The sequence below is a fragment of the Dryocola mayonis genome (assembly GCF_051307045.1).
GTDB lineage: Bacteria > Pseudomonadota > Gammaproteobacteria > Enterobacterales > Enterobacteriaceae > Dryocola.
In genome coordinates, this window is record NZ_CP150452.1 from 996,383 (window position 1) to 1,015,814 (window position 19,432).

At 54.7% G+C, this 19,432-nt stretch carries 11 protein-coding genes and 6 pseudogenes; 11 read left to right on the forward strand and 6 right to left on the reverse strand.

Annotation, left to right across the window (positions count from 1 at the left end; translation table 11 throughout):
* Nucleotides 1-11: 11 nt before the first annotated feature.
* The 3 genes and pseudogenes from cyoA to WLO32_RS04835 all read right to left on the reverse strand — a co-directional run bounded on the left by cyoA (nt 12) and on the right by WLO32_RS04835 (nt 3,541).
* Nucleotides 12-960 (reverse strand): annotated as a pseudogene (gene cyoA, locus WLO32_RS04825) (cytochrome o ubiquinol oxidase subunit II).
* Nucleotides 961-1,437: 477 nt separating this feature from the next.
* Nucleotides 1,438-2,913 carry a muropeptide MFS transporter AmpG gene (ampG, locus tag WLO32_RS04830; RefSeq protein WP_435947375.1) on the reverse strand — a complete coding sequence of 492 codons (1,476 nt, stop codon included), beginning with the start codon at nt 2,911-2,913 and terminating at the stop codon, nt 1,438-1,440.
* Between the two features lie 49 nt (nt 2,914-2,962).
* Entirely contained in the window at nt 2,963-3,541 is a 579-nt protein-coding gene (locus WLO32_RS04835; protein ID WP_435947377.1) for a lipoprotein, read from the reverse strand.
* A gap of 235 nt (nt 3,542-3,776) precedes the next feature.
* Here WLO32_RS04835 and bolA point away from each other — a divergent pair, with 235 nt between their 5' ends.
* From bolA to WLO32_RS04880, 9 genes and pseudogenes are all read left to right on the forward strand, one after another.
* Nucleotides 3,777-4,094, forward strand: a complete 318-nt coding sequence (gene bolA / locus WLO32_RS04840) for a transcriptional regulator BolA (RefSeq protein WP_121265348.1) — start codon at nt 3,777-3,779, stop codon at nt 4,092-4,094.
* Between the two features lie 357 nt (nt 4,095-4,451).
* Nucleotides 4,452-5,751: pseudogene (gene tig / locus WLO32_RS04845) on the forward strand (trigger factor).
* A 314-nt stretch (nt 5,752-6,065) separates the two neighbouring features.
* Nucleotides 6,066-6,690, forward strand: a pseudogene (gene clpP, locus WLO32_RS04850) (ATP-dependent Clp endopeptidase proteolytic subunit ClpP).
* 133 nt (nt 6,691-6,823) lie between these two features.
* Nucleotides 6,824-8,098, forward strand: coding sequence for an ATP-dependent protease ATP-binding subunit ClpX (gene clpX / locus WLO32_RS04855; protein ID WP_435947378.1), 1,275 nt, complete (start codon nt 6,824-6,826; stop codon nt 8,096-8,098).
* 184 nt (nt 8,099-8,282) lie between these two features.
* Nucleotides 8,283-10,638, forward strand: a pseudogene (gene lon / locus WLO32_RS04860) (endopeptidase La).
* Nucleotides 10,639-10,847: 209 nt separating this feature from the next.
* Nucleotides 10,848-11,120, forward strand: a complete 273-nt coding sequence (hupB, locus tag WLO32_RS04865; RefSeq protein ID WP_008454620.1) for a nucleoid-associated protein HU-beta — start codon at nt 10,848-10,850, stop codon at nt 11,118-11,120.
* Nucleotides 11,121-11,349: 229 nt separating this feature from the next.
* Nucleotides 11,350-13,225: pseudogene (gene ppiD / locus WLO32_RS04870) on the forward strand (peptidylprolyl isomerase).
* Between the two features lie 148 nt (nt 13,226-13,373).
* Nucleotides 13,374-13,751, forward strand: coding sequence for a ComEA family DNA-binding protein (locus WLO32_RS04875; protein WP_435947379.1), 378 nt, complete (start codon nt 13,374-13,376; stop codon nt 13,749-13,751).
* 119 nt (nt 13,752-13,870) lie between these two features.
* On the forward strand, nt 13,871-14,269 hold the full coding sequence (locus tag WLO32_RS04880) for a YbgC/FadM family acyl-CoA thioesterase (RefSeq protein WP_435947380.1): 399 nt from the start codon (nt 13,871-13,873) through the stop codon (nt 14,267-14,269).
* Between the two features lie 38 nt (nt 14,270-14,307).
* Here the strand turns inward: WLO32_RS04880 and queC are convergent, their stop codons facing one another.
* Both queC and WLO32_RS04890 read right to left on the reverse strand, forming a co-directional pair.
* Nucleotides 14,308-15,003, reverse strand: a complete 696-nt coding sequence (gene queC, locus WLO32_RS04885; RefSeq protein WP_435947381.1) for a 7-cyano-7-deazaguanine synthase QueC — start codon at nt 15,001-15,003, stop codon at nt 14,308-14,310.
* Nucleotides 15,004-15,075: 72 nt separating this feature from the next.
* Nucleotides 15,076-16,780: pseudogene (locus tag WLO32_RS04890) on the reverse strand (SgrR family transcriptional regulator).
* Between the two features lie 101 nt (nt 16,781-16,881).
* Between WLO32_RS04890 and cof the strand changes: the two are divergent.
* Complete coding sequence (gene cof, locus WLO32_RS04895) at nt 16,882-17,703, forward strand: HMP-PP phosphatase (RefSeq protein WP_435947382.1); 822 nt, start codon at nt 16,882-16,884, stop codon at nt 17,701-17,703.
* 43 nt (nt 17,704-17,746) lie between these two features.
* Here the strand turns inward: cof and WLO32_RS04900 are convergent, their stop codons facing one another.
* A complete protein-coding gene (locus WLO32_RS04900) occupies nt 17,747-18,793 on the reverse strand; it encodes a PLP-dependent cysteine synthase family protein (protein ID WP_435947383.1) in 1,047 nt (348 codons plus the stop codon).
* A 115-nt stretch (nt 18,794-18,908) separates the two neighbouring features.
* On the opposite strand from WLO32_RS04900, the gene WLO32_RS04905 reads away from it, so the two are divergent.
* Complete coding sequence (locus WLO32_RS04905) at nt 18,909-19,370, forward strand: Lrp/AsnC family transcriptional regulator (protein WP_435947384.1); 462 nt, start codon at nt 18,909-18,911, stop codon at nt 19,368-19,370.
* The last annotated feature ends 62 nt before the right edge of the window (nt 19,371-19,432 follow it).

Here is a 19,432-nt window from a genome sequence, read left to right on the forward strand (position 1 = left end):
TCCTCGGCCCCTTAGTGAGAGGTTTCCGCGTGACTCATGTCCATGCCTTCCATACCTTCATGAGAGGCCTGCTCACCTTCCGGTTGGGTCATGTCCATGCTCTTCCCGTGCCCCATGAATTTGTCGATAACGTCTTTAAACAAATCCGGTTTAACAGCGGAGAAGTACTCGACTTTGTTGTATTCGCTAGGCGCTGCCAGCTTCTCGTAGGTGGCCCATATCGTTTATGGCGTTCGGAGATTGTTTCGCTTTGGCAACCCATTGGTTAAAGGTGTTCATGTCTGGCGTCGCAATCGCTTTGAACTTCATGCCAGAGAAGCCTTTACCGCTGTAGTTAGACGAAATACCGTCGTAGGTGCCTGCTTCGTCGGCAATCAGGTGCAGTTGGGTCTGCATGCCTGCCATTGCGTAGATTTGGCTACCCAGGCGCGGAATGAAGAAGGAGTTCATCACCGAGTTAGAGGTGATTTTGAATTCCACCGGGGTGTTGGCCGGGAAGGCGATTTCATTCACCGTAGCGATACCCTGCTCCGGATAGATGAAGAACCATTTCCAGTCCATAGCGATAACTTCGATGGTCACCGGTTTCGCGTCGTGAACCAGCGGTTTGCTCGGCTCAAGGGCGTGGGTGGTTTTCCAGGTCAGTACCGCGAGGAAAATGATGATGAGGATGGGAATCGTCCAGACTACAGCTTCAACTTTGTTGGAGTGCGACCAGTTGGGGCTGTATTTGGCGTCCTTGTTTGAAGCCCGATACTTCCAGGCAAAACCGATAGCCATCGCGATAGCTGGGATAACGACAATCAACATCAGCCCGAGAGCTGTCAGTATCAGTGAACGTTGTTCCAGTCCAATCTGTCCTTTGGGGTCAAGAAGCGCAGAATCACAGCCACTAAGTAAAAAAGCGCCTGCGATTAATGACAACCATCCCAAACTTTTATTGTATTTCCTGAGTCTCATTTAACGACCTCAATTCCAGGGAGCTCTATTGTCGTTTAAAGTGTGCCGGCATTTTACGGGAAGGTTACATTACTGTAAACATGAATGGCGTAGTGTCAGTAGGGTGTTACCGGGTTCTGCCGCCAAAGTCACACGAAATGCAACAAACTGTAAAATCGGGCATCCGACGCCTTCTCCAGCGAGTTATAACAAAAACCTATGCCGCAGGTTATTGCCGGGGTCAATTGGTATAACCAATCATTTTAATAAACACTAAATTAACAATTCGGCATCAATTGGGACACGAAAAAATTCCAAATTAATTTCGCACCGGGCTGAATCGTTAAAGGCAAAAAGCGCGATCGCAGCCCTGGCGCTAATTTTAAAAAACAGTGTTTACTGCGAGTGAATAATTGTAGACGATATATTTTGGCGTTTATTTAGCCGTAATAATCACCCTGCTAAATAAATAAGCCGCGATTATTTTTTCGCCACGCCTCACAGCAGGGCCGTTTTGCGAAGCGCCAGGTAATCCAGCAGGCCGCCAGACACCACTCCGCCTATGGCAAACAGGGCTCCCCATTCCAGAATCTGCTGGTTAAACGTCCAGTTTGTCAGGCCCGTGGAGTTGGTAATCAAAATCATCAGCCACACGGCGAGGAGCGCGCAGCCTAAGGTTAGCGCATGAAGCGCAAAACGGTAGCCCGAAGCAAATTCGCTGCGCGACATAAAACTTTCCGTTTGCTGGGTGTATTCCAGCGTGGATTTACATACTAAAAGCAAGAGAATGCCCGGTACGGCGGCAAAGACGGAGAACAGATAGAAGGTCGGCCAGCCGTGCGCTTCCACAAACCAGCCGGCAATAGGCCCGACGTAAACGCGGCCCACGGCGGAAAGCGCTGAAAGCAGCGCAAACTGCGTGGCCGAAAAAGACTTATTGCACAGGGTCATTAACAAGGCGACAAAAGCCGCCGTGCCCATCCCGCCGCAGAGGTTTTCAAAGAAAACCGCCGCCGCCATGCTGAACATATGCTTATCGGTGATGGAAAGGATCCAGTAACCCGCATTGGAGACGCCCTGCAAAATGCCGAAAATCAGCAGCGCCCGGAACAGCGTCAGCCGCTGCATGAGCACCCCGCCGTAAAGCGCGCCGAGGATGGTGGCGAAGAGCCCAAGCGTTTTATTGACCACGCCCACTTCGCCTGCGTCGAAGCCGACGCCACGAATCAGGAAGGTGGTAGTGAGGCTCATGGCGAAGGCGTCGCCGAGCTTATACATCACGATCAGCAGCAGAATCAGCCACGCGTTATTGCGCCCAAAAAAGTCGCGTAGCGGGGCGACTACCGCCTGCTCAAGGCTGCGCGGAACGGGAATCGCATCGGTCGGCTCCGGGGCGAGAAGGGTGGCGATGATACAGGGGATCAGCAACGCAGCCATCAGCCAGTAGGTCGCCTGCCAGCCGAGGTAACGGTCGGCAAGCCACAGCGCCAGCCCGCCGGAAACCAGCATTGCCAGACGATAGCCAAGCACGCTGATCGCCGCGCCCGCGCCGCGTTCTTCGGCTGAAAGCACGTCCGTTTTCCAGGCGTCGAACACGATGTCCTGGGATGCGGAACAAAAGGCGATAACGACCGCCAGCGCCGCCATCCAGCGAAGCTGCGTGCCCGGCTCCAGAAAGCCCATGGCGGCAATGGAAACCAACAGCAGAATTTGCGTAATCAGCAGCCAGCCCCGGCGGCGCCCCAGCAGCGGCGGCGTGTATCTGTCCATCACCGGCGACCAGAGGAACTTAAAGACGTAGGCCTGGCCGACGAGGGAGAAAAAGCCGATGGTTTTCAGATCGATATTTTCGACCGTCATCCAGGCTTGCAGAGTGCCGGAAGTTAATGCGAGGGGAAGCCCGGAGGCAAAACCAAGGATCAGAAGAATGGCTGACTTCGGCTGCTGAAAGATACGTAAATACTGATTGGCCATGCTTTGCTCTGACTATCAGCCCGCGTGACGCGGGCCGACGGAGGAAAAATTAACGGGCGTTCGCTTTGATAAAGTCGTGAACGCTGGTGTCCTGGGCCATATCCGCAATGGTATCGGTCAGCACGGAGTTAACCGCGTTGGCGATATTCTGGTTGGTGGCCTGGAACGCGCCTTCCACGTTGTAGCTGGAACGGTAGTTCTTGGTCATCTTATTGCCGTTCTGCGCGGTGGCGATAATCGAGATATCCGCTTTGGTGGCAATGTTGTAACGCACGTTGCCCTGGGAGACGTCCGCATACAGCTGGTTAACTACGATCTGCAAGGCAACCGGGCTGCTTGGGCCAATCATATAGCCGCGGGCGGTCATCTGTTTCTCCAGCACTTCCTGCAGCAGGAAACGCAGGTCGCGGGACGGCGTCAGGGTAACCAGCTGGTTGTCGCGGGTCACTTTAGCCAGCGCCTGATCGGTGCGTTGATCGGCGCCGTTGATGCTGACGGTCACGCCCATCAGGCCTGGATCCTGCTGCGGCAGGTTGATGGTCGGGGACACTTCAATGGTGGTCGGTGGTGTTGCACAGCTGGCCAGCATAAAAATGGCGACCAGCGGGAAGAATAATTTTTTTAACATGTTCGCTATCTCAATGTACTCAAAGGGACGGGCAGAAAAAAACACGTCATCATAACACTGCGGTTGCCCAGTGGAAGATCCCGAATAGTGCCTTAATAGTATTAAGCTACAGGGGGTTGGCAAAGCAAATCAGACGAAAGCTAAATAATTGTTGGAATTACGTTATTAAAACGGTTAAAAGCGGCTAACATTTAAAGGGATGAGTGGCATCTCTGCGTTGTTGAGGAGAAAGTTCATGATGATACGCGAGCAAATAGAAACAAAATTAAGGGCAGCGTTCGAACCCGTGTTCCTGGAAGTCGTGGATGAGAGCTATCGTCACAATGTCCCGGCTGGTTCTGAAAGTCATTTTAAAGTTGTCTTAGTCAGCGATCGTTTTGCCGGCGAACGTTTTTTGAATCGCCACCGCCTGATTTACGGAACCTTAAGCGAAGAGCTTGCGAGTACCGTTCACGCGCTGGCCTTGCATACCTACACCATTAAAGAGTGGGAGGGGCTGCAGGATACTATTTTCGCCTCCCCACCGTGCCGTGGAGCGGGTTCCATCGCCTGAAAATCCACTTTCGGGTTTGCAACTAAGGGAGCTTTTCCTTTATGTTGCTCTTCGTTAACTGTGTTTTACAAAACGGCCTGCGGGCCGTTTTATTTTGCCCTCAATACCCGGCTGTTTTGCAGGGATAAGGCAATAAATTCCAACAAAGTGTGAAAAAGGCCGCAGCGACGTTACGTCGCCGTTCTCGACTCACCCTGGTGATGCCGCTATAATGCTGCGTCTTATTTTTCGGAATGTCTTCGGGACGATTCTGACGACAGGGAATGTGATTCTGATACAGAGGGCATCCCGGTTCTGTGAAGCAATATTGAGGGCTTCCAGAGTTGACCGAGCACTGTGATTTTTTGAGGTAACAAGATGCAAGTTTCAGTTGAAACCACTCAGGGCCTTGGCCGCCGTCTCACGATTACTATCGCTGCAGACAGCATCGAAAACGCTGTAAAAAGCGAGCTGGTCAACGTGGCAAAGAAAGTCCGTATTGACGGCTTCCGCAAGGGTAAAGTACCGATGACCGTTGTCGCTCAACGTTATGGCGCATCCGTTCGCCAGGACGTGCTGGGCGAGCTGATGAGCCGCAACTTCATTGATGCGATCATCAAAGAAAAAATCAATCCAGCAGGCGCGCCTAACTACGTGCCGGGCGAGTACAAACTGGGCGAAGACTTCACCTACTCCGTAGAGTTCGAAGTGTACCCGGAAGTTGAGCTGCAGGGTCTGGAAGCAATCGAAGTTGCAAAACCGGTTGTTGAAGTGACTGACGAAGACGTTGACACCATGCTGGACACGCTGCGCAAGCAGCAGGCGACCTGGAAAGAAACCGACGCCGCAGCTACCGCTGAAGACCGCGTAACCATCGATTTCACCGGCTCTGTAGACGGCGAAGTCTTCGAAGGCGGCAAAGCGTCTGACTTCGTACTGGCAATGGGCCAGGGCCGTATGATCCCGGGCTTTGAAGACGGCGTTGTGGGCCACAAAGCTGGCGAAGAGTTCACTATCGAAGTGACCTTCCCGGAAGATTACCACGCTGAAAACCTGAAAGGTAAAGCGGCGAAGTTCGACATCGTTCTGAAGAAAGTTGAAGAGCGCGAGCTGCCGGAATTCACCGAAGAATTCATCAAGCGTTTCGGCGTGGAAGATGGTTCCGTAGCAGGGCCTGCGTACCGAAGTGCGTAAGAATATGGATCGCGAGCTCAAAGGCGCCGTGCGTAACCGCATCAAGTCTCAGGCAATCGACGGTCTGGTTAACGCCAACAACATCGACGTGCCGGCTGCGCTGATCGACGGCGAAATCGACGTTCTGCGTCGCCAGGCCGCTCAGCGTTTCGGCGGTAACGAGCAACAGGCTCTGGAACTGCCGCGCGAGCTGTTCGAAGAACAAGCTAAACGCCGCGTAGTGGTCGGCCTGCTGCTGGGCGAAGTGATTCGTACCCACGAACTTAAAGCTGACGAAGCGCGCGTTAACGCTCTGATTGAAGAAATGGCTTCCGCCTACGAAGATCCGAAAGAAGTTATCGAGTTCTACAGCAAAAACAAAGAGCTGATGGACAACATGCGCAATGTTGCCCTGGAAGAACAGGCTGTTGAAGCGGTGCTGGCCAAAGCGAAAGTTTCAGAAGTTGCGACTTCCTTTAGCGAGCTGATGAACCAGCAAGCGTAAGCATAATTTTTGGCATCATCGCCGGAATTTTGCTGCATCAAGCCCGTCACCCACAGGTGGCGGGCTTTTTTTATCTGGTGCAGATCATATGCGACGAATTATGCGAACTTTCAGGGTTAGCGTAACAAGAAAAGGTTGTTATGCTTGAAACAGGGTGAAGCCATCCCCATAAACTTAGGCATGGCTGCAAAAATGACTCTGACTGATAATCCGTCCATTACAGGCAACGGGCGCAAGGAGCATAGTCTTCTTTTCGCGTCTCAAGTAGAATCAGTGCAGTAGGTTAGAAGGCTTAATTACTCCAGGAGACGGAAATGTCATACAGTGGCGAACGAGATCAATTAGCACCCCATATGGGCCCTGGTGCCGATGGTGGTTGAACAGACATCACGTGGTGAGCGTTCATACGATATTTATTCCCGTCTGCTCAAGGAACGTGTCATCTTCATGACCGGACAGGTCGAAGATCATATGGCTAACCTGATTGTGGCGCAGATGCTGTTTCTGGAAGCAGAAAACCCGGAAAAAGACATCTATCTCTACATTAACTCACCGGGTGGCGTAATTACGGCAGGTATGTCGATCTACGACACCATGCAATTTATTAAACCGGACGTCAGCACTATCTGTATGGGACAGGCTTGTTCTATGGGCGCTTTCCTGCTGACAGCCGGGGCGAAGGGTAAGCGTTTCTGCCTGCCTAACTCGCGGGTGATGATTCACCAACCGCTGGGCGGCTATCAGGGACAGGCGACGGACATCGAAATTCATGCCCGCGAAATACTGAAAGTTAAAGCCCGTATGAATGAACTTATGGCGCAACACACCGGCAAATCTCTTGAAGAAATAGAGAGAGACACCGAGCGTGACCGTTTCCTCGCCGCCCACGAGGCGGTAGAGTATGGCTTAGTTGACTCGATCCTGACTCACCGTAACTAATGCCCGAAAACAGCGGGCCGTATACTATAGTAAAAGTAGTGGCCCGCTGAGCGCATACGATTGGCTGTGCCGCAATAATGGCACTTGCGTCGTTCCAAACGGTGCAAAGAAACAGAAAAGAGGTTTTGACTTTATGACAGATAAGCGCAAAGACGGTTCAGGCAAACTTCTGTACTGCTCTTTTTGCGGCAAAAGCCAGCATGAAGTGCGCAAACTGATTGCCGGGCCGTCAGTGTATATCTGCGATGAGTGTGTCGACTTGTGTAACGACATCATTCGCGAAGAGATCAAAGAAGTGGCTCCGCACCGCGAGCGTAGCGCGCTGCCGACGCCGCACGAAATCCGTCATCACCTGGATGACTACGTCATAGGCCAGGAACAGGCGAAAAAAGTCCTCGCCGTGGCGGTTTATAACCACTACAAACGCCTGCGCAACGGCGACAGCACCAACGGTATCGAACTGGGCAAAAGCAACATTTTGCTGATCGGGCCGACCGGTAGCGGGAAAACCCTGCTCGCCGAAACGCTGGCGCGTCTGCTGGACGTTCCCTTCACCATGGCAGACGCCACCACGCTTACCGAAGCGGGCTATGTGGGTGAAGATGTGGAAAACATCATCCAGAAACTGCTGCAGAAGTGCGACTACGACGTGCAAAAAGCGCAGCGCGGGATCGTCTATATCGATGAGATTGACAAAATCTCCCGCAAATCCGACAACCCGTCCATCACCCGTGATGTTTCCGGTGAAGGCGTGCAGCAGGCGTTGCTGAAACTGATTGAAGGCACCGTGGCTGCGGTTCCGCCGCAGGGCGGACGCAAGCACCCGCAGCAGGAATTCCTGCAGGTTGATACCTCCAAGATTCTGTTTATCTGCGGCGGCGCGTTTGCCGGCCTCGACAAAGTGATCGCCAACCGTGTTGAAACCGGTTCGGGCATCGGCTTTGGCGCAACGGTAAAAGGCAAGTCTGAAAAAGCAAGCGAAGGCCAGCTGCTGGGCCAGGTCGAACCAGAAGATCTGATCAAGTTCGGTCTGATCCCTGAGTTCATCGGTCGTCTGCCGGTCGTCGCAACGCTGAGCGAACTGAGCGAAGAGGCCCTGATCCAGATCCTCAGAGAGCCGAAGAACGCCCTGACCAAGCAGTACCAGGCGCTGTTCAATCTGGAAGGCGTGGAGCTGGAGTTCCGCGACGAGGCGCTGGATGCTATCGCCAGGAAAGCGATGGCGCGTAAAACCGGCGCTCGTGGCCTGCGTTCCATCGTTGAAGGCGCGCTGCTCGATACCATGTACGACCTGCCTTCTATGGAAGACGTCGAAAAAGTGGTTATCGATGAGGCGGTCATCGACGGCCAGACCAAGCCGCTGTTAATTTACGGCAAGCCGGAAGCGCAGCAGGCATCCGGTGAATAATTCGCCAAAATAACCAGTCAGTTAGTTGAAAAAGGGGGATTTTTATCCCCCTTTTATTTTTCCTGCATTTCCGGCATTGAATGCTCGGGAAACATCCCCATATACTGACTTACTTGCTGGTGATGCCATGAGAGCGGAGGCATCGCCCCATCACCTGGCGGAAATTAAACTAAGAGAGAGCTCTATGAATCCTGAGCGTTCTGAACGCATTGAAATCCCCGTATTGCCATTGCGCGATGTGGTGGTTTATCCGCACATGGTTATTCCACTGTTTGTCGGGCGTGAAAAATCCATTCGCTGCCTGGAAGCGGCCATGGACCACGATAAAAAAATCATGTTGGTGGCGCAAAAAGAGGCCTCAACGGATGAGCCGGGTGTCAATGACCTGTTTTCGGTGGGTACCGTTGCATCCATTTTGCAGATGCTGAAACTGCCGGACGGCACGGTAAAAGTGCTGGTGGAAGGTTTACAGCGCGCGCGCATCACCACCCTGTCTGACAATGGCGACCATTTCGCAGCCCAGGCTGAATACCTCGACTCGCCGGTTATCGAAGAGCGCGAGCAGGAAGTCCTGGTACGCACGGCCATTAATCAGTTTGAAGGCTACATCAAGCTGAACAAAAAAATCCCGCCGGAAGTGCTGACGTCCCTTAACAGCATCGACGATCCTGCACGTCTGGCAGACACTATCGCCGCGCATATGCCGTTGAAATTAACGGATAAACAGTCAGTGCTTGAGATGTCCGATATTAACGAACGTCTTGAATACCTGATGGCGATGATGGAGTCCGAAATCGATCTGCTGCAGGTTGAAAAACGCATTCGCAACCGCGTTAAAAAGCAGATGGAAAAGAGCCAGCGCGAGTACTATCTGAATGAGCAAATGAAAGCGATTCAGAAAGAGCTGGGCGAAATGGACGACGCGCCGGACGAAAACGAAGCGCTGAAACGCAAAATCGACGCGGCGAAAATGCCAAAAGAGGCACGCGAAAAAACCGAAGCGGAACTGCAAAAGCTGAAAATGATGTCGCCGATGTCCGCGGAAGCCACCGTGGTGCGCGGCTATATCGACTGGATGGTGCAGGTGCCGTGGAACGCGCGCAGCAAGGTGAAAAAAGACCTGCGTCAGGCTCAGGAAGTTCTGGATACCGACCACTACGGCCTGGAACGCGTGAAAGATCGCATTCTGGAATACCTCGCCGTGCAAAGCCGCGTTAACAAGCTTAAAGGGCCAATCCTGTGCCTGGTAGGGCCTCCAGGGGTCGGTAAAACCTCCCTCGGCCAGTCCATCGCCAGAGCGACCGGGCGTAAATATATCCGTATGGCGCTGGGCGGCGTACGCGACGAAGCTGAAATCCGCGGCCACCGTCGTACCTATATTGGTTCGATGCCGGGCAAGCTGATTCAGAAAATGGCGAAAGTGGGCGTTAAAAACCCGCTGTTCCTGCTCGATGAAATCGACAAAATGTCTTCGGACATGCGTGGCGATCCGGCGTCTGCCCTGCTGGAAGTATTAGATCCGGAACAGAACGTGGCGTTCAACGACCACTATCTGGAAGTGGATTACGATCTCAGCGACGTGATGTTTGTCGCGACCTCTAACTCAATGAACATTCCGGCTCCGCTGCTGGACCGTATGGAGGTTATTCGTCTGTCCGGCTACACCGAAGACGAAAAGCTGAACATCGCCAAACAGCACCTGCTGCCGAAGCAAATTGAGCGAAACGCGCTGAAAAAAGACGAGCTGACGGTAGAAGATAGCGCCATTAGCGGCATTATCCGTTACTACACCCGCGAAGCCGGCGTGCGTAGCCTGGAGCGTGAAATCTCCAAACTGTGCCGTAAAGCGGTGAAACAGCTGCTGCTGGACAAGACGCTTAAGCACATCACCATCAACGGCGATAACCTGAAGGATTTCCTTGGGGTGCAGCGCTTTGATTACGGCCCGCGCGGACAGCGAAAACCGCGTAGGCCAGGTAACCGGCCTGGCGTGGACGGAGGTCGGCGGCGATCTGCTGACTATTGAAACCGCGTGCGTGCCGGGTAAAGGCAAGCTGACCTACACCGGTTCCTTAGGTGAGGTTATGCAGGAGTCTATCCAGGCTGCGCTGACCGTGGTCCGCGCCCGCGCTGAAAAGCTGGGCATCAACGGCGACTTCTACGAAAAACGTGATATTCACGTTCACGTTCCGGAAGGCGCAACGCCGAAAGACGGCCCGAGCGCGGGTATCGCGATGTGTACCGCGCTTGTTTCCTGTCTGACAGGCAACCCGGTGCGTGCGGACGTAGCCATGACCGGCGAAATTACGCTGCGTGGCCAGGTTCTGCCGATCGGCGGTCTGAAAGAAAAACTGCTGGCGGCTCACCGCGGCGGCATTAAAACCGTGCTGATTCCGGACGACAATAAACGCGATCTGGAAGAGATTCCGGACAACGTGATTGCCGATCTGGACATTCATCCTGTGAAGCGCATTGAGGAAGTTCTGGCCCTTGCATTGCAGAATGAACCGTACGGAATGCAGGTTGTAACCGCAAAATAGTGACCTGACGCAAATACAGTCAATAAAAGCAGAGCTGGTAGGTGAATTGTCACTTGCCAGCTTTTTTTTGTATCGCTAAGTTAGACAGCGGTTGGGTAGGTCACCAACAACGGGTGTTGTGCGGTCATGACAGGCCTGATATAACTTCTGCGCGGTCGTACTTTGAAGGATACGGGTACGATATAAATAATAACGAGAGGAAGAGAAGAGTGAATAAATCTCAACTGATAGACAAAATTGCCGCAGGTGCTGATATTTCTAAAGCTGCGGCTGGACGTGCGTTAGATGCTGTTATCGCTTCTGTTACTGAATCTCTGCAGTCAGGGGAAGACGTAGCGCTGGTAGGCTTTGGTACTTTTGCTGTTAAAGAGCGTGCTGCCCGTACAGGCCGTAACCCTCAAACGGGTAAAGAGATCACCATCGCCGCAGCGAAAGTCCCGGGTTTCCGTGCGGGTAAAGCGCTGAAAGACGCGGTTAACTGAGTTTTCGACCAGTTTATTGATATAAACCGTAAAGCTTTGTCAGGGGCGCATCATCAGATGTGCCTTTTTTGTTTTTGGCGTCCTAATTTTCCGTATCCCTGATGATTTGAGACGGGTTTCTTGTCACAATACCCTCTTGCGCGCAGTGGCGGAGTGACAGCGTTCGCAAGGATGCCATGACGACTGCGCAGGGTTTACCAATTACACTACAGCGGAGTGTTGTTACACCATGATGGACAATTTACGCGCGGCGGCAAACCACGTCGTGCTCAAGATCATTCTGGGTTTGATTATCGTGTCATTCATTTTGACTGGCGTGGGTAACTACCTGATTGGCGGCAGCGCCAATTACGCCGCAAAAGTGAATGGCCAGGAGATTGGTCGTGGGCAGTTCGAAAATGCGGTAGCCAGCGAACGTAATCGCCAGCAACAGCAATTAGGTGAACAGTTCTCAGCGCTTGCTTCCAGCGAAGGCTACATGAAGCAGATGCGTCAGCAGGTGCTGTCTCGTATGATCGATGAGGCCCTGATGGACCAGTATGCCAGACACCTCGGTCTGGGCATCAGCGATGAACAAATCAAACAGGCTATTTTTAAAGAGCCTGCTTTCCAGAATAACGGCAAATTCGACAACGCCCGTTACAACGCCATCATCAGCAACATGGGCATGACGGCGGACCAGTACGCGCAGGCGCTGCGTAACCAGCTGACGACCCAGCAGCTCATCAGCGCCGTTGTAGGCACGGACTTTATGCTGACCGGCGAAACCGATGAGCTGGCCGCGCTGGTGGCCCAGCAACGTCTGGTGCGTGAGGCAACCATTGATGTGAACGCGCTGGCCGCGAAGCAGGAGGTTTCCGAGCAGGAAATCAACAGCAGCTACGAGCAGAATAAGAACGGCTATATCGCGCCTGAGCAGTTCAAAGTCAGCTACATCAAGCTGGATGCCGCCTCCATGCCGCAAACCGTGACCGACGCTGAGGTGCAGTCCTGGTACGACCAGCATCAGGATGAGTTCACCCAGCCGCAGCGTAACCGCTACAGCGTGATTCAGACCAAAACGGAAGCGGAAGCGAAGGCCGTGCTGGACGCGCTTAACAAAGGCGGCGACTTCGCGGCGCTGGCGAAAGAGAAATCAGCCGACATCATTTCCGCCCGTAACGGCGGCGATATGGGCTGGCTTGAGCCGGCCACAACGCCTGATGAGCTGAAAAACGCCGGTCTGAAAGACAAAGGGCCAGCTGTCAAAGGTGATCAAATCTTCCGTGGGCTTCCTGGTGGTTCGCCTGGATGATGTCCAGCCTGCGCAAACCAGGCCGCTGTCTGAAGTCCATGACGCGATTGCCGATAAGGTGAAGCAGGAGAAGGCGGTTGATGCTTACTACGCGCTGCAGCAGAAAGTAAGCGACGCGGCGAGCAACGACAACGAATCTCTGGCCGGCGCCGAGCAGGTGGCAGGCGTTAAGGCCGTGGAAACCGGCTGGTTCAGCCACGACAGCCTGCCGGCCGAGCTGAACTTTAAACCTGTTGCCGACGCTATCTTTAACGGCGGCCTGGTGGGTGAAAACGGCACGCCGGGAAGCAACTCTGACATCATCACCGTCGACGGCGACCGGGCGTTCGTTCTGCGCGTCACTGAGCACAAAGCGGAAGCCGTTAAGCCTCTGTCTGAGGTGCGCGAGCAGGTTATCGCTCAGGTGAAGCATCAGAAAGCCGAACAGCAGGCGAAGATGGATGCCGACAAGCTGCTTAACGAGCTGAAACAGGGTAAAGGCGACGCCGCGATGCAGGCCGCAGGGCTAAGCTTCGGCGCGGCCAAAACGCTGTCCCGTACCGGGCAGGATCCGATAAGCCAGGCCGCCTTCACGCTGCCGTTACCGGCTAAAGATAAGCCGGCTTACGGCGTGGCTAACGACATGCAGGGCAACGTGGTGCTGTTGGCGTTGGATGAAGTGAAAGCCGGCACCATGCCTGCGGAACAGAAAAAAGCGATGGTGCAGGGGATAACCCAGAACAACGCCCAGATCGCCTTTGAAGCGCTGATGACCAATCTGCGCAAAGAAGCGAAGATTAAAATGGGCGACGTTGTCGACCAGCAGCAGTAATCTTCAGCTTTACCCGCATTTCGTTGCAAGCTGATGCAACAACTAAAGGCCGCTTTCGCGGCCTTTTCCACATTTTGATATCGACGATTGTTCAGGTTTTTTCCTCCCGCTAAGGTGGCGTTGCTGCTAAACACATGGAGGAAACAGCATGAAGTCAGGAATAAAATCTTTTTATCTTGCCCTGGCGCTTATCGGTGCAGGCGCTTTTTCATCGGCCCATGCGGCTCCGGCCCCCGCGAAAAACGAGGCTGTCCAGCCTGCCGCTGGCAAGGGCGTGGTTAAAGCCTCTGAGCTTAAAGCCGGCGACGCAAAAACGACGGACGCCGGCGACGGCGTAGTGAGTATCAATACGGCAAGCGCTGAAGACCTGGCCCGGGCCATTAACGGCGTGGGGCTTAAAAAAGCCCAGGCCATCGTAAGCTATCGCGAAGAGTACGGGCCGTTTAAGGAGCTGGATCAGCTGCAGGAGGTGCCGGGAATCGGCATTGCGCTGGTGGAGCGTAACCGCGCCCATCTCAAACTTTGACAGATAGTGCGTATCGACTCGCGTAGTCAGAAACTTTTGCTACGCTAAAGAACAGGTCGTACCAGTTGGCGCGACCTGTTCATCTTACCTGCTAATTAAAATTAAAAGGTCATCGCGCTATGCAGACTCAAATCAAAGTTCGCGGCTATCACATGGACGTCTACCAGCATGTGAATAACGCCCGCTACCTGGAATTTCTTGAAGAAGCCCGCTGGGAAGGGCTGGAGAAGACCACCGGCTTTCAGTGGATGACGGAGCACAACATCGCTTTTATCGTGGTGAACATTAATATCAGCTACCGGCGTCCCGCGGTGCTTGGCGACGTGCTGCGCATCACCAGCAGCCTGCAGCAGTTAAGCGGCAAAAGCGGCGTGTTAAGCCAGGTGATTACGCTTGAGCCGGAAGGACAGGCGGTGGCCGACGCCCTGCTGACCTTTGTTTGTATAGATCTGAAGACGCAGAAATCCGTGCCCATTGAGGGCGAACTGCGCGAGAAGCTGGAGCAAATGATGGGTTAAAACCCAGGGCGTGGCAGGCCGCACGCCCTGAACAGGACTTATTTAAGCCCGGTTTTCTGCTTCATTGCGGCCATTACCCCCGGCTTGTCGGCCAGGTAGTGGTTCAGGCCCTTAGCGCGCAGGTTGCAGGCGGCGCATTCGCCGCAGCCGTCGCCCTGAATGCCGTTGTAGCAGGTCAGGGTTTGCGTGCGCACCAGCTCAAGCCGCTGCCAGTAGTCGGCCAGCGCCCAGGTTTGCGCTTTATCAAGCCACATCAGCGGCGTTTCAAAGCGGATATCGCGGGCCATGCCCAGGCTTACCGCGTGGTTTAGCGCTTTAACGAACTCGTCGCGGCAATCCGGATAGCCTGAGAAGTCAGTTTCGCACACGCCGGTAATCACCGCCTCGGCTTCCACCTGATAAGCATAAATAGCCGTGAGGGTCAGGAACAGGATGTTACGGCCCGGTACGAAAGTGCTTGGAATGCCGTTTTCCTGAGGGTTGTAATCCGGCACCGGAATGCTGTCGCGGGTCAGGCTGCTGACGGCCAGTTCGTTAAGCACGGTGACATCCAGCACTTTATGGGCGCGGGCACCCAGTTTCAGCGCCAGCTCACGCGCCACGTCAATTTCAGCGCGATGGCGTTGGCCATAATCAAACGTCACACAGTGAACTTCATCATACTGCTCTAAAGCCTGAATCAGGCAGGTGGTGGAATCTTGCCCGCCACTGAAGACGACGACCGCACGTTTCATGAGTAATCCTGTAAGCCAAAAGTAATTTTACGCAGATATGGTAACGCCCCCGTGCGCGGCTGCCCAGCTTCTTCACGTCATTGACGGCGGCGGCAGCCAGGCCTGGGTAAAATCGAACCAGCCCCAGGTGTTAAGCTCGATGCCGTTAACCCCGGGCGGGGCGCTGATTTGGTAGCGGTAGTTAAACAGCGGCGTGATGATGGCGTCGTCCATCAGCGTGCTGAACACCGCCCGTAAACCGGCATAGCGATCGGCATCGTCAGGATGGATCTGCACGGCGTCAAGCGTGGCCTGCAAATGGGCATACTGGCCGCCGGTCAGCACATGTGACCAGAGAACGTCGCTGCGCAGCCACTGCTCGAGCGTATACTCGGGCGCCTCGCCGATCAGCCTGTCGCCCATCACGATATCCGCCCCGGCCAGCGCCTCGCAGCCAGCCCAGGTTTTTGCGTCATGGAATATCAGCGTGAGTTCACAGCCGAGCGTCGCCAGATAGCGCTTTAGCTGCTGAGCCATGGCGTGGAGCTCCACCGGCAGATGATAAATCAGCGTCAGCCGCCGGGGCAGTTTTACCGCGGGCTGGCGCTCCCATTGCGGCATCGTCCAGCCGGGGATCATTTCCGTACTGGGCGTGATTAGCGACTCTTCTACCGGCAGCGTGCCGATCACCTCATGGCTGCGCACGATTTGCATCAGCGTTCGGGCCTGCCCGGGCGTCAGTTTGCCATTCTGTTTAATAGCCAGGTAGCAGAAGCCCAGGCTGATGCTGTTTCGCACCGGGCGCAGATGAACCAGCTCATCCTGCTGGCCGATGGCGATTTGCACCGGATGCCGGCAGCTGGTGCCCAGCGCCGTGTCGAAAAGCTGGGGGGTTATCCAGTACTCCACGGCTTTTAGCAGCGGGTGATTGAGATGGTAGCTTTCATGGCTTTCAATACGCACCAGGTTTTCTTTAAAGCTTGCGATGCGGAAAGCTCCGCAGCCGAGCTGCGTATCTTCCGGATGGGCAAGGCGGCTGCAGTAGCTCGCCAGGCGCCAGGGCAGCCAGTAATCCGGATGGTGCAGGACAAAACGCAGGCATTGGGCGTGAGGCTGCTCGATGGCTTTCACGCTGACAAACAGGCGACGCATGGCGGGAAGCGCCAGCAGCATCAGCAGGCGCCGCTGCAGCTGGGCGGTTTCTACCGCCTCGCCGTTATGCCAGTGCAGCGTTGAGCGGATAAAGAAATGCCAGCTCAGGCCGTCATCAGCAACCTGCCAGTGATGAGCAAGGTCGGGCTGCGGCAGCGAGCTGTTGGTCGCAAAGCGCGTCAGGCCGGAAAAAACCTGCCCGGCAAGATGCTGTTCGGGCCCGTCCCGGCAGGAAACCCGGCCGTAACGGCTCCAGCGGACGATAGTAGGGAATGCGCAGGGTGGGGGTATCGTTTTGCCACTGTCCGCCAAGAAACGGCTGCAGCAGATGGCGAAGCTGCTCGGGGGCGATTTGCGCCAGCTCCAGCGCGTTCTGATGCTGGCCCTTGTGCAATACCTCTTCCATCATGCCCGAGCGCACGCTGTCCGGCGTAACTAAAAAAGTCAGCTCGCCGCGCTTGCCTCGTCCCGAACGCGCCCGCCAGGTTAACCAGCCGGCGTCCTGCAGCTGGTTTAACAAAGTACGCACATGGCGTTCGCTGCAAAAGCAACGCGCCGCAAGCTCCGCCACCGTTGCCTGCACGGGTTCGCCTGCGGAGGGCTGCCACAGCCGCTGATACTGATTAAGCCGATTTAATAAGCGCATACTTAAACCCGGAACAATTTTTTAGAAGTATTCACTATTAGTTCCGTATATGCCAGGCAATACTGCAGGTCATATTTGTGAGGTCACTACCGGGAGTTTTCATGGCGCGTCTGGCTGCATTTGATATGGATGGCACGCTGCTGTTGCCCAACCATTATCTTGGTGAGGAAACCCTGCGCACGCTTAAACGCCTGCGGGAAGAGCGTCAAATCACCCTTGCTTTTGCGACCGGGCGTCACGTGCTGGAAATGCGCCACGTTTTAGGAACGCTGGATCTCGAAGCCTTCCTGATTACCGGCAACGGAACGCGCATTCACAGTATGGAAGGGGAACTGCTGCATCGGCAGGATCTCGCTCCGGCGGCCGCGGAAGCCGTTATCCTCGGCCAGTGGGACACCCAGGCCAGCATGCACGTGTTCAACGACTCCGGCTGGCTGACGCAGCACGACATTCCCGAGCTGCTTCACGCCCACGTCTATAGCGGCTTTAAATACCGGCTGACGGATCTGAAAAGCCTGCCGAAAAACGAAGTGACGAAAATCTGTTTCTGCGGCGATCACCAGGATCTCGCCGGGCTGAAGATCCAGCTTAGCGAAGCGCTGGGCGACAGCGCATTCCTGTGCTTCTCGGCGGTAGATTGCCTGGAAGTGCTGCCGGTAGGATGTAACAAAGGCTCGGCGCTGGGCATCCTGAGCCAGCACCTCGGCCTGACGATGAAGGATTGCATGGCCTTTGGCGACGCGATGAACGACCGTGAAATGCTCTCGCTGGTCGGTCACGGTTTGATTATGGGCAACGCGATGGCCCAGCTGAAAGCGGAATTACCCCATCTGACGGTTATCGGTCATTGCAGCAGGCAGGCGGTTTCACATTATTTAACCCATTGGCTGGATACACCAAACCTTACTTATTCCCCCGAATGACAAGGCATTTTCAGCAGGCCGGGCGTTAAGTCCGGCCTCTTTTTTATTTAAGCAGGGCCTGGATTTCCGCCCGCCACGGCTGCAAATCACCGATATTCGCCTGCACCCAATCCGCGTTGTAATAGGTTTCAAGATAGCGCTCGCCGCTATCGCAAAGCAGCGTCACTATCGAACCCGTGCGGCCTTCCGTACGCATACGCGCTGCCATCTGCAGCGCCCCCCACATGTTTGTCCCGGTTGATGCGCCCACCTTACGCCCCAGCACCGACTCCAGCCATTGCATGGTGGCGACGCTTGCGGCGTCCGGTACCCGCATCATTTCATCAATGACGTCCGGGATAAAAGACGGCTCGCAGCGCGGACGCCCGATGCCTTCAATTTTGCTGCCCGCTTTACTGCTCAGTCCGCAATCGCGCAGGTGCCAGTAGTCGAGGAATACGGAGTTTTGCGGATCGACCACCAGCAGCTTTGTCGGATGCCCCTGGTAGCGCAGGTAGCGGCCAATCGTCGCGGAGGTGCCGCCCGTACCGGCGCTCATCACGATATAGTCCGGCACCGGATGCGGCTCATGGGCCATCTGGCGGAAAATACTGTCGGCGATATTGTTATTACCTCGCCAGTCGGTGGCGCGTTCGGCGTAGGTGAACTGATCCATATAGTGACCGTTTAACTCGCGCGCCAGCATTTCAGAAGCCGCGTAGATTTCGCAGGCGCTCTCGACGAAATGACAGCGGCCGCCGTAAAACTCGATTTGCTCAACCTTGCGCTTCGCGGTGCGCGAGGGCATAACGGCAATAAAGGGCAATCCCAGCAGGCGGGCAAAATAGGCCTCAGAGACGGCGGTCGAACCGGATGAGGCTTCGATAATCGTGGTGCCTTCTTTTATCCAGCCGTTGCATAAACCGTAGAGAAACAGCGAGCGGGCCAGGCGGTGCTTCAGGCTGCCCGTAGGATGAGTGCTTTCGTCCTTCAGATAGAGCTGTACGCCGGGAAAGCCGGGCAGGGCGAGGCGGATTAAATGCGTGTCTGCCGAACGTTGATAATCGGCGTTGATTTCGCTGATGGCGTGGTTTACCCAGGTGCTGGTCATGGTCAGGATCCGTTTGTCTATTTGTGCTTAGCGTAAAGCAAAAGAGGGATAAAAAAGTTGCCATTTAGCCTTGTTGAGGCTTTCATTAGAGAAAATCTTTCTCCATAAGGCCGGTATGCTAGATAAAATTGACCATAAGCTGCTCTCCCTGCTGCAGGAAGACTGCACCCTCTCTTTGCAGGCGCTGGCGGATGCCGTTAATCTGACCACCACGCCCTGCTGGAAGCGCCTGAAAAAGCTCGAAGACGACGGCGTCGTACGGGCGAAAGTCGCCCTGCTGGATCCCGAAAAGCTTGGCCTGGGCCTCACGGCTTTTGTGCTGATAAAAACCCAGCAGCACAGCAGCGAGTGGTACTGCAAATTTGTCTGCGTAGTCGAAGATATGCCCGAGGTGCTGGGGTTCTGGCGCATGGCGGGGGAGTACGACTACCTGATGCGGGTGCAGGTCGCGGACATGAAGCGTTACGATGATTTTTACAAGCGGCTGGTCAACGGCATTCCTGGTTTAACCGATGTGACTTCGAGTTTCGCCATGGAACAGATAAAATACACGACAGCTTTGCCGATAAGCGCTTAACAACCCTCGTTTTAGCGCTTTCGGTATTTCTTTTAAGCCCTCGTCGGCAGACTGCAAATCAG

Coding starts and splice junctions, on each gene's coding strand:
- WLO32_RS04900 (WP_435947383.1), bottom strand. CDS start 18,793: ATGACCAGCACCTGGGTAAACCACGCCATCAGCGAAATCAACGCCGAT.
- queC (WP_435947381.1), bottom strand. CDS start 15,003: ATGAAACGTGCGGTCGTCGTCTTCAGTGGCGGGCAAGATTCCACCACC.
- WLO32_RS04905 (WP_435947384.1), top strand. CDS start 18,909: ATGCTAGATAAAATTGACCATAAGCTGCTCTCCCTGCTGCAGGAAGAC.
- WLO32_RS04880 (WP_435947380.1), top strand. CDS start 13,871: ATGCAGACTCAAATCAAAGTTCGCGGCTATCACATGGACGTCTACCAG.
- WLO32_RS04835 (WP_435947377.1), bottom strand. CDS start 3,541: ATGTTAAAAAAATTATTCTTCCCGCTGGTCGCCATTTTTATGCTGGCC.
- ampG (WP_435947375.1), bottom strand. CDS start 2,913: ATGGCCAATCAGTATTTACGTATCTTTCAGCAGCCGAAGTCAGCCATT.
- WLO32_RS04875 (WP_435947379.1), top strand. CDS start 13,374: ATGAAGTCAGGAATAAAATCTTTTTATCTTGCCCTGGCGCTTATCGGT.
- clpX (WP_435947378.1), top strand. CDS start 6,824: ATGACAGATAAGCGCAAAGACGGTTCAGGCAAACTTCTGTACTGCTCT.
- bolA (WP_121265348.1), top strand. CDS start 3,777: ATGATGATACGCGAGCAAATAGAAACAAAATTAAGGGCAGCGTTCGAA.
- cof (WP_435947382.1), top strand. CDS start 16,882: ATGGCGCGTCTGGCTGCATTTGATATGGATGGCACGCTGCTGTTGCCC.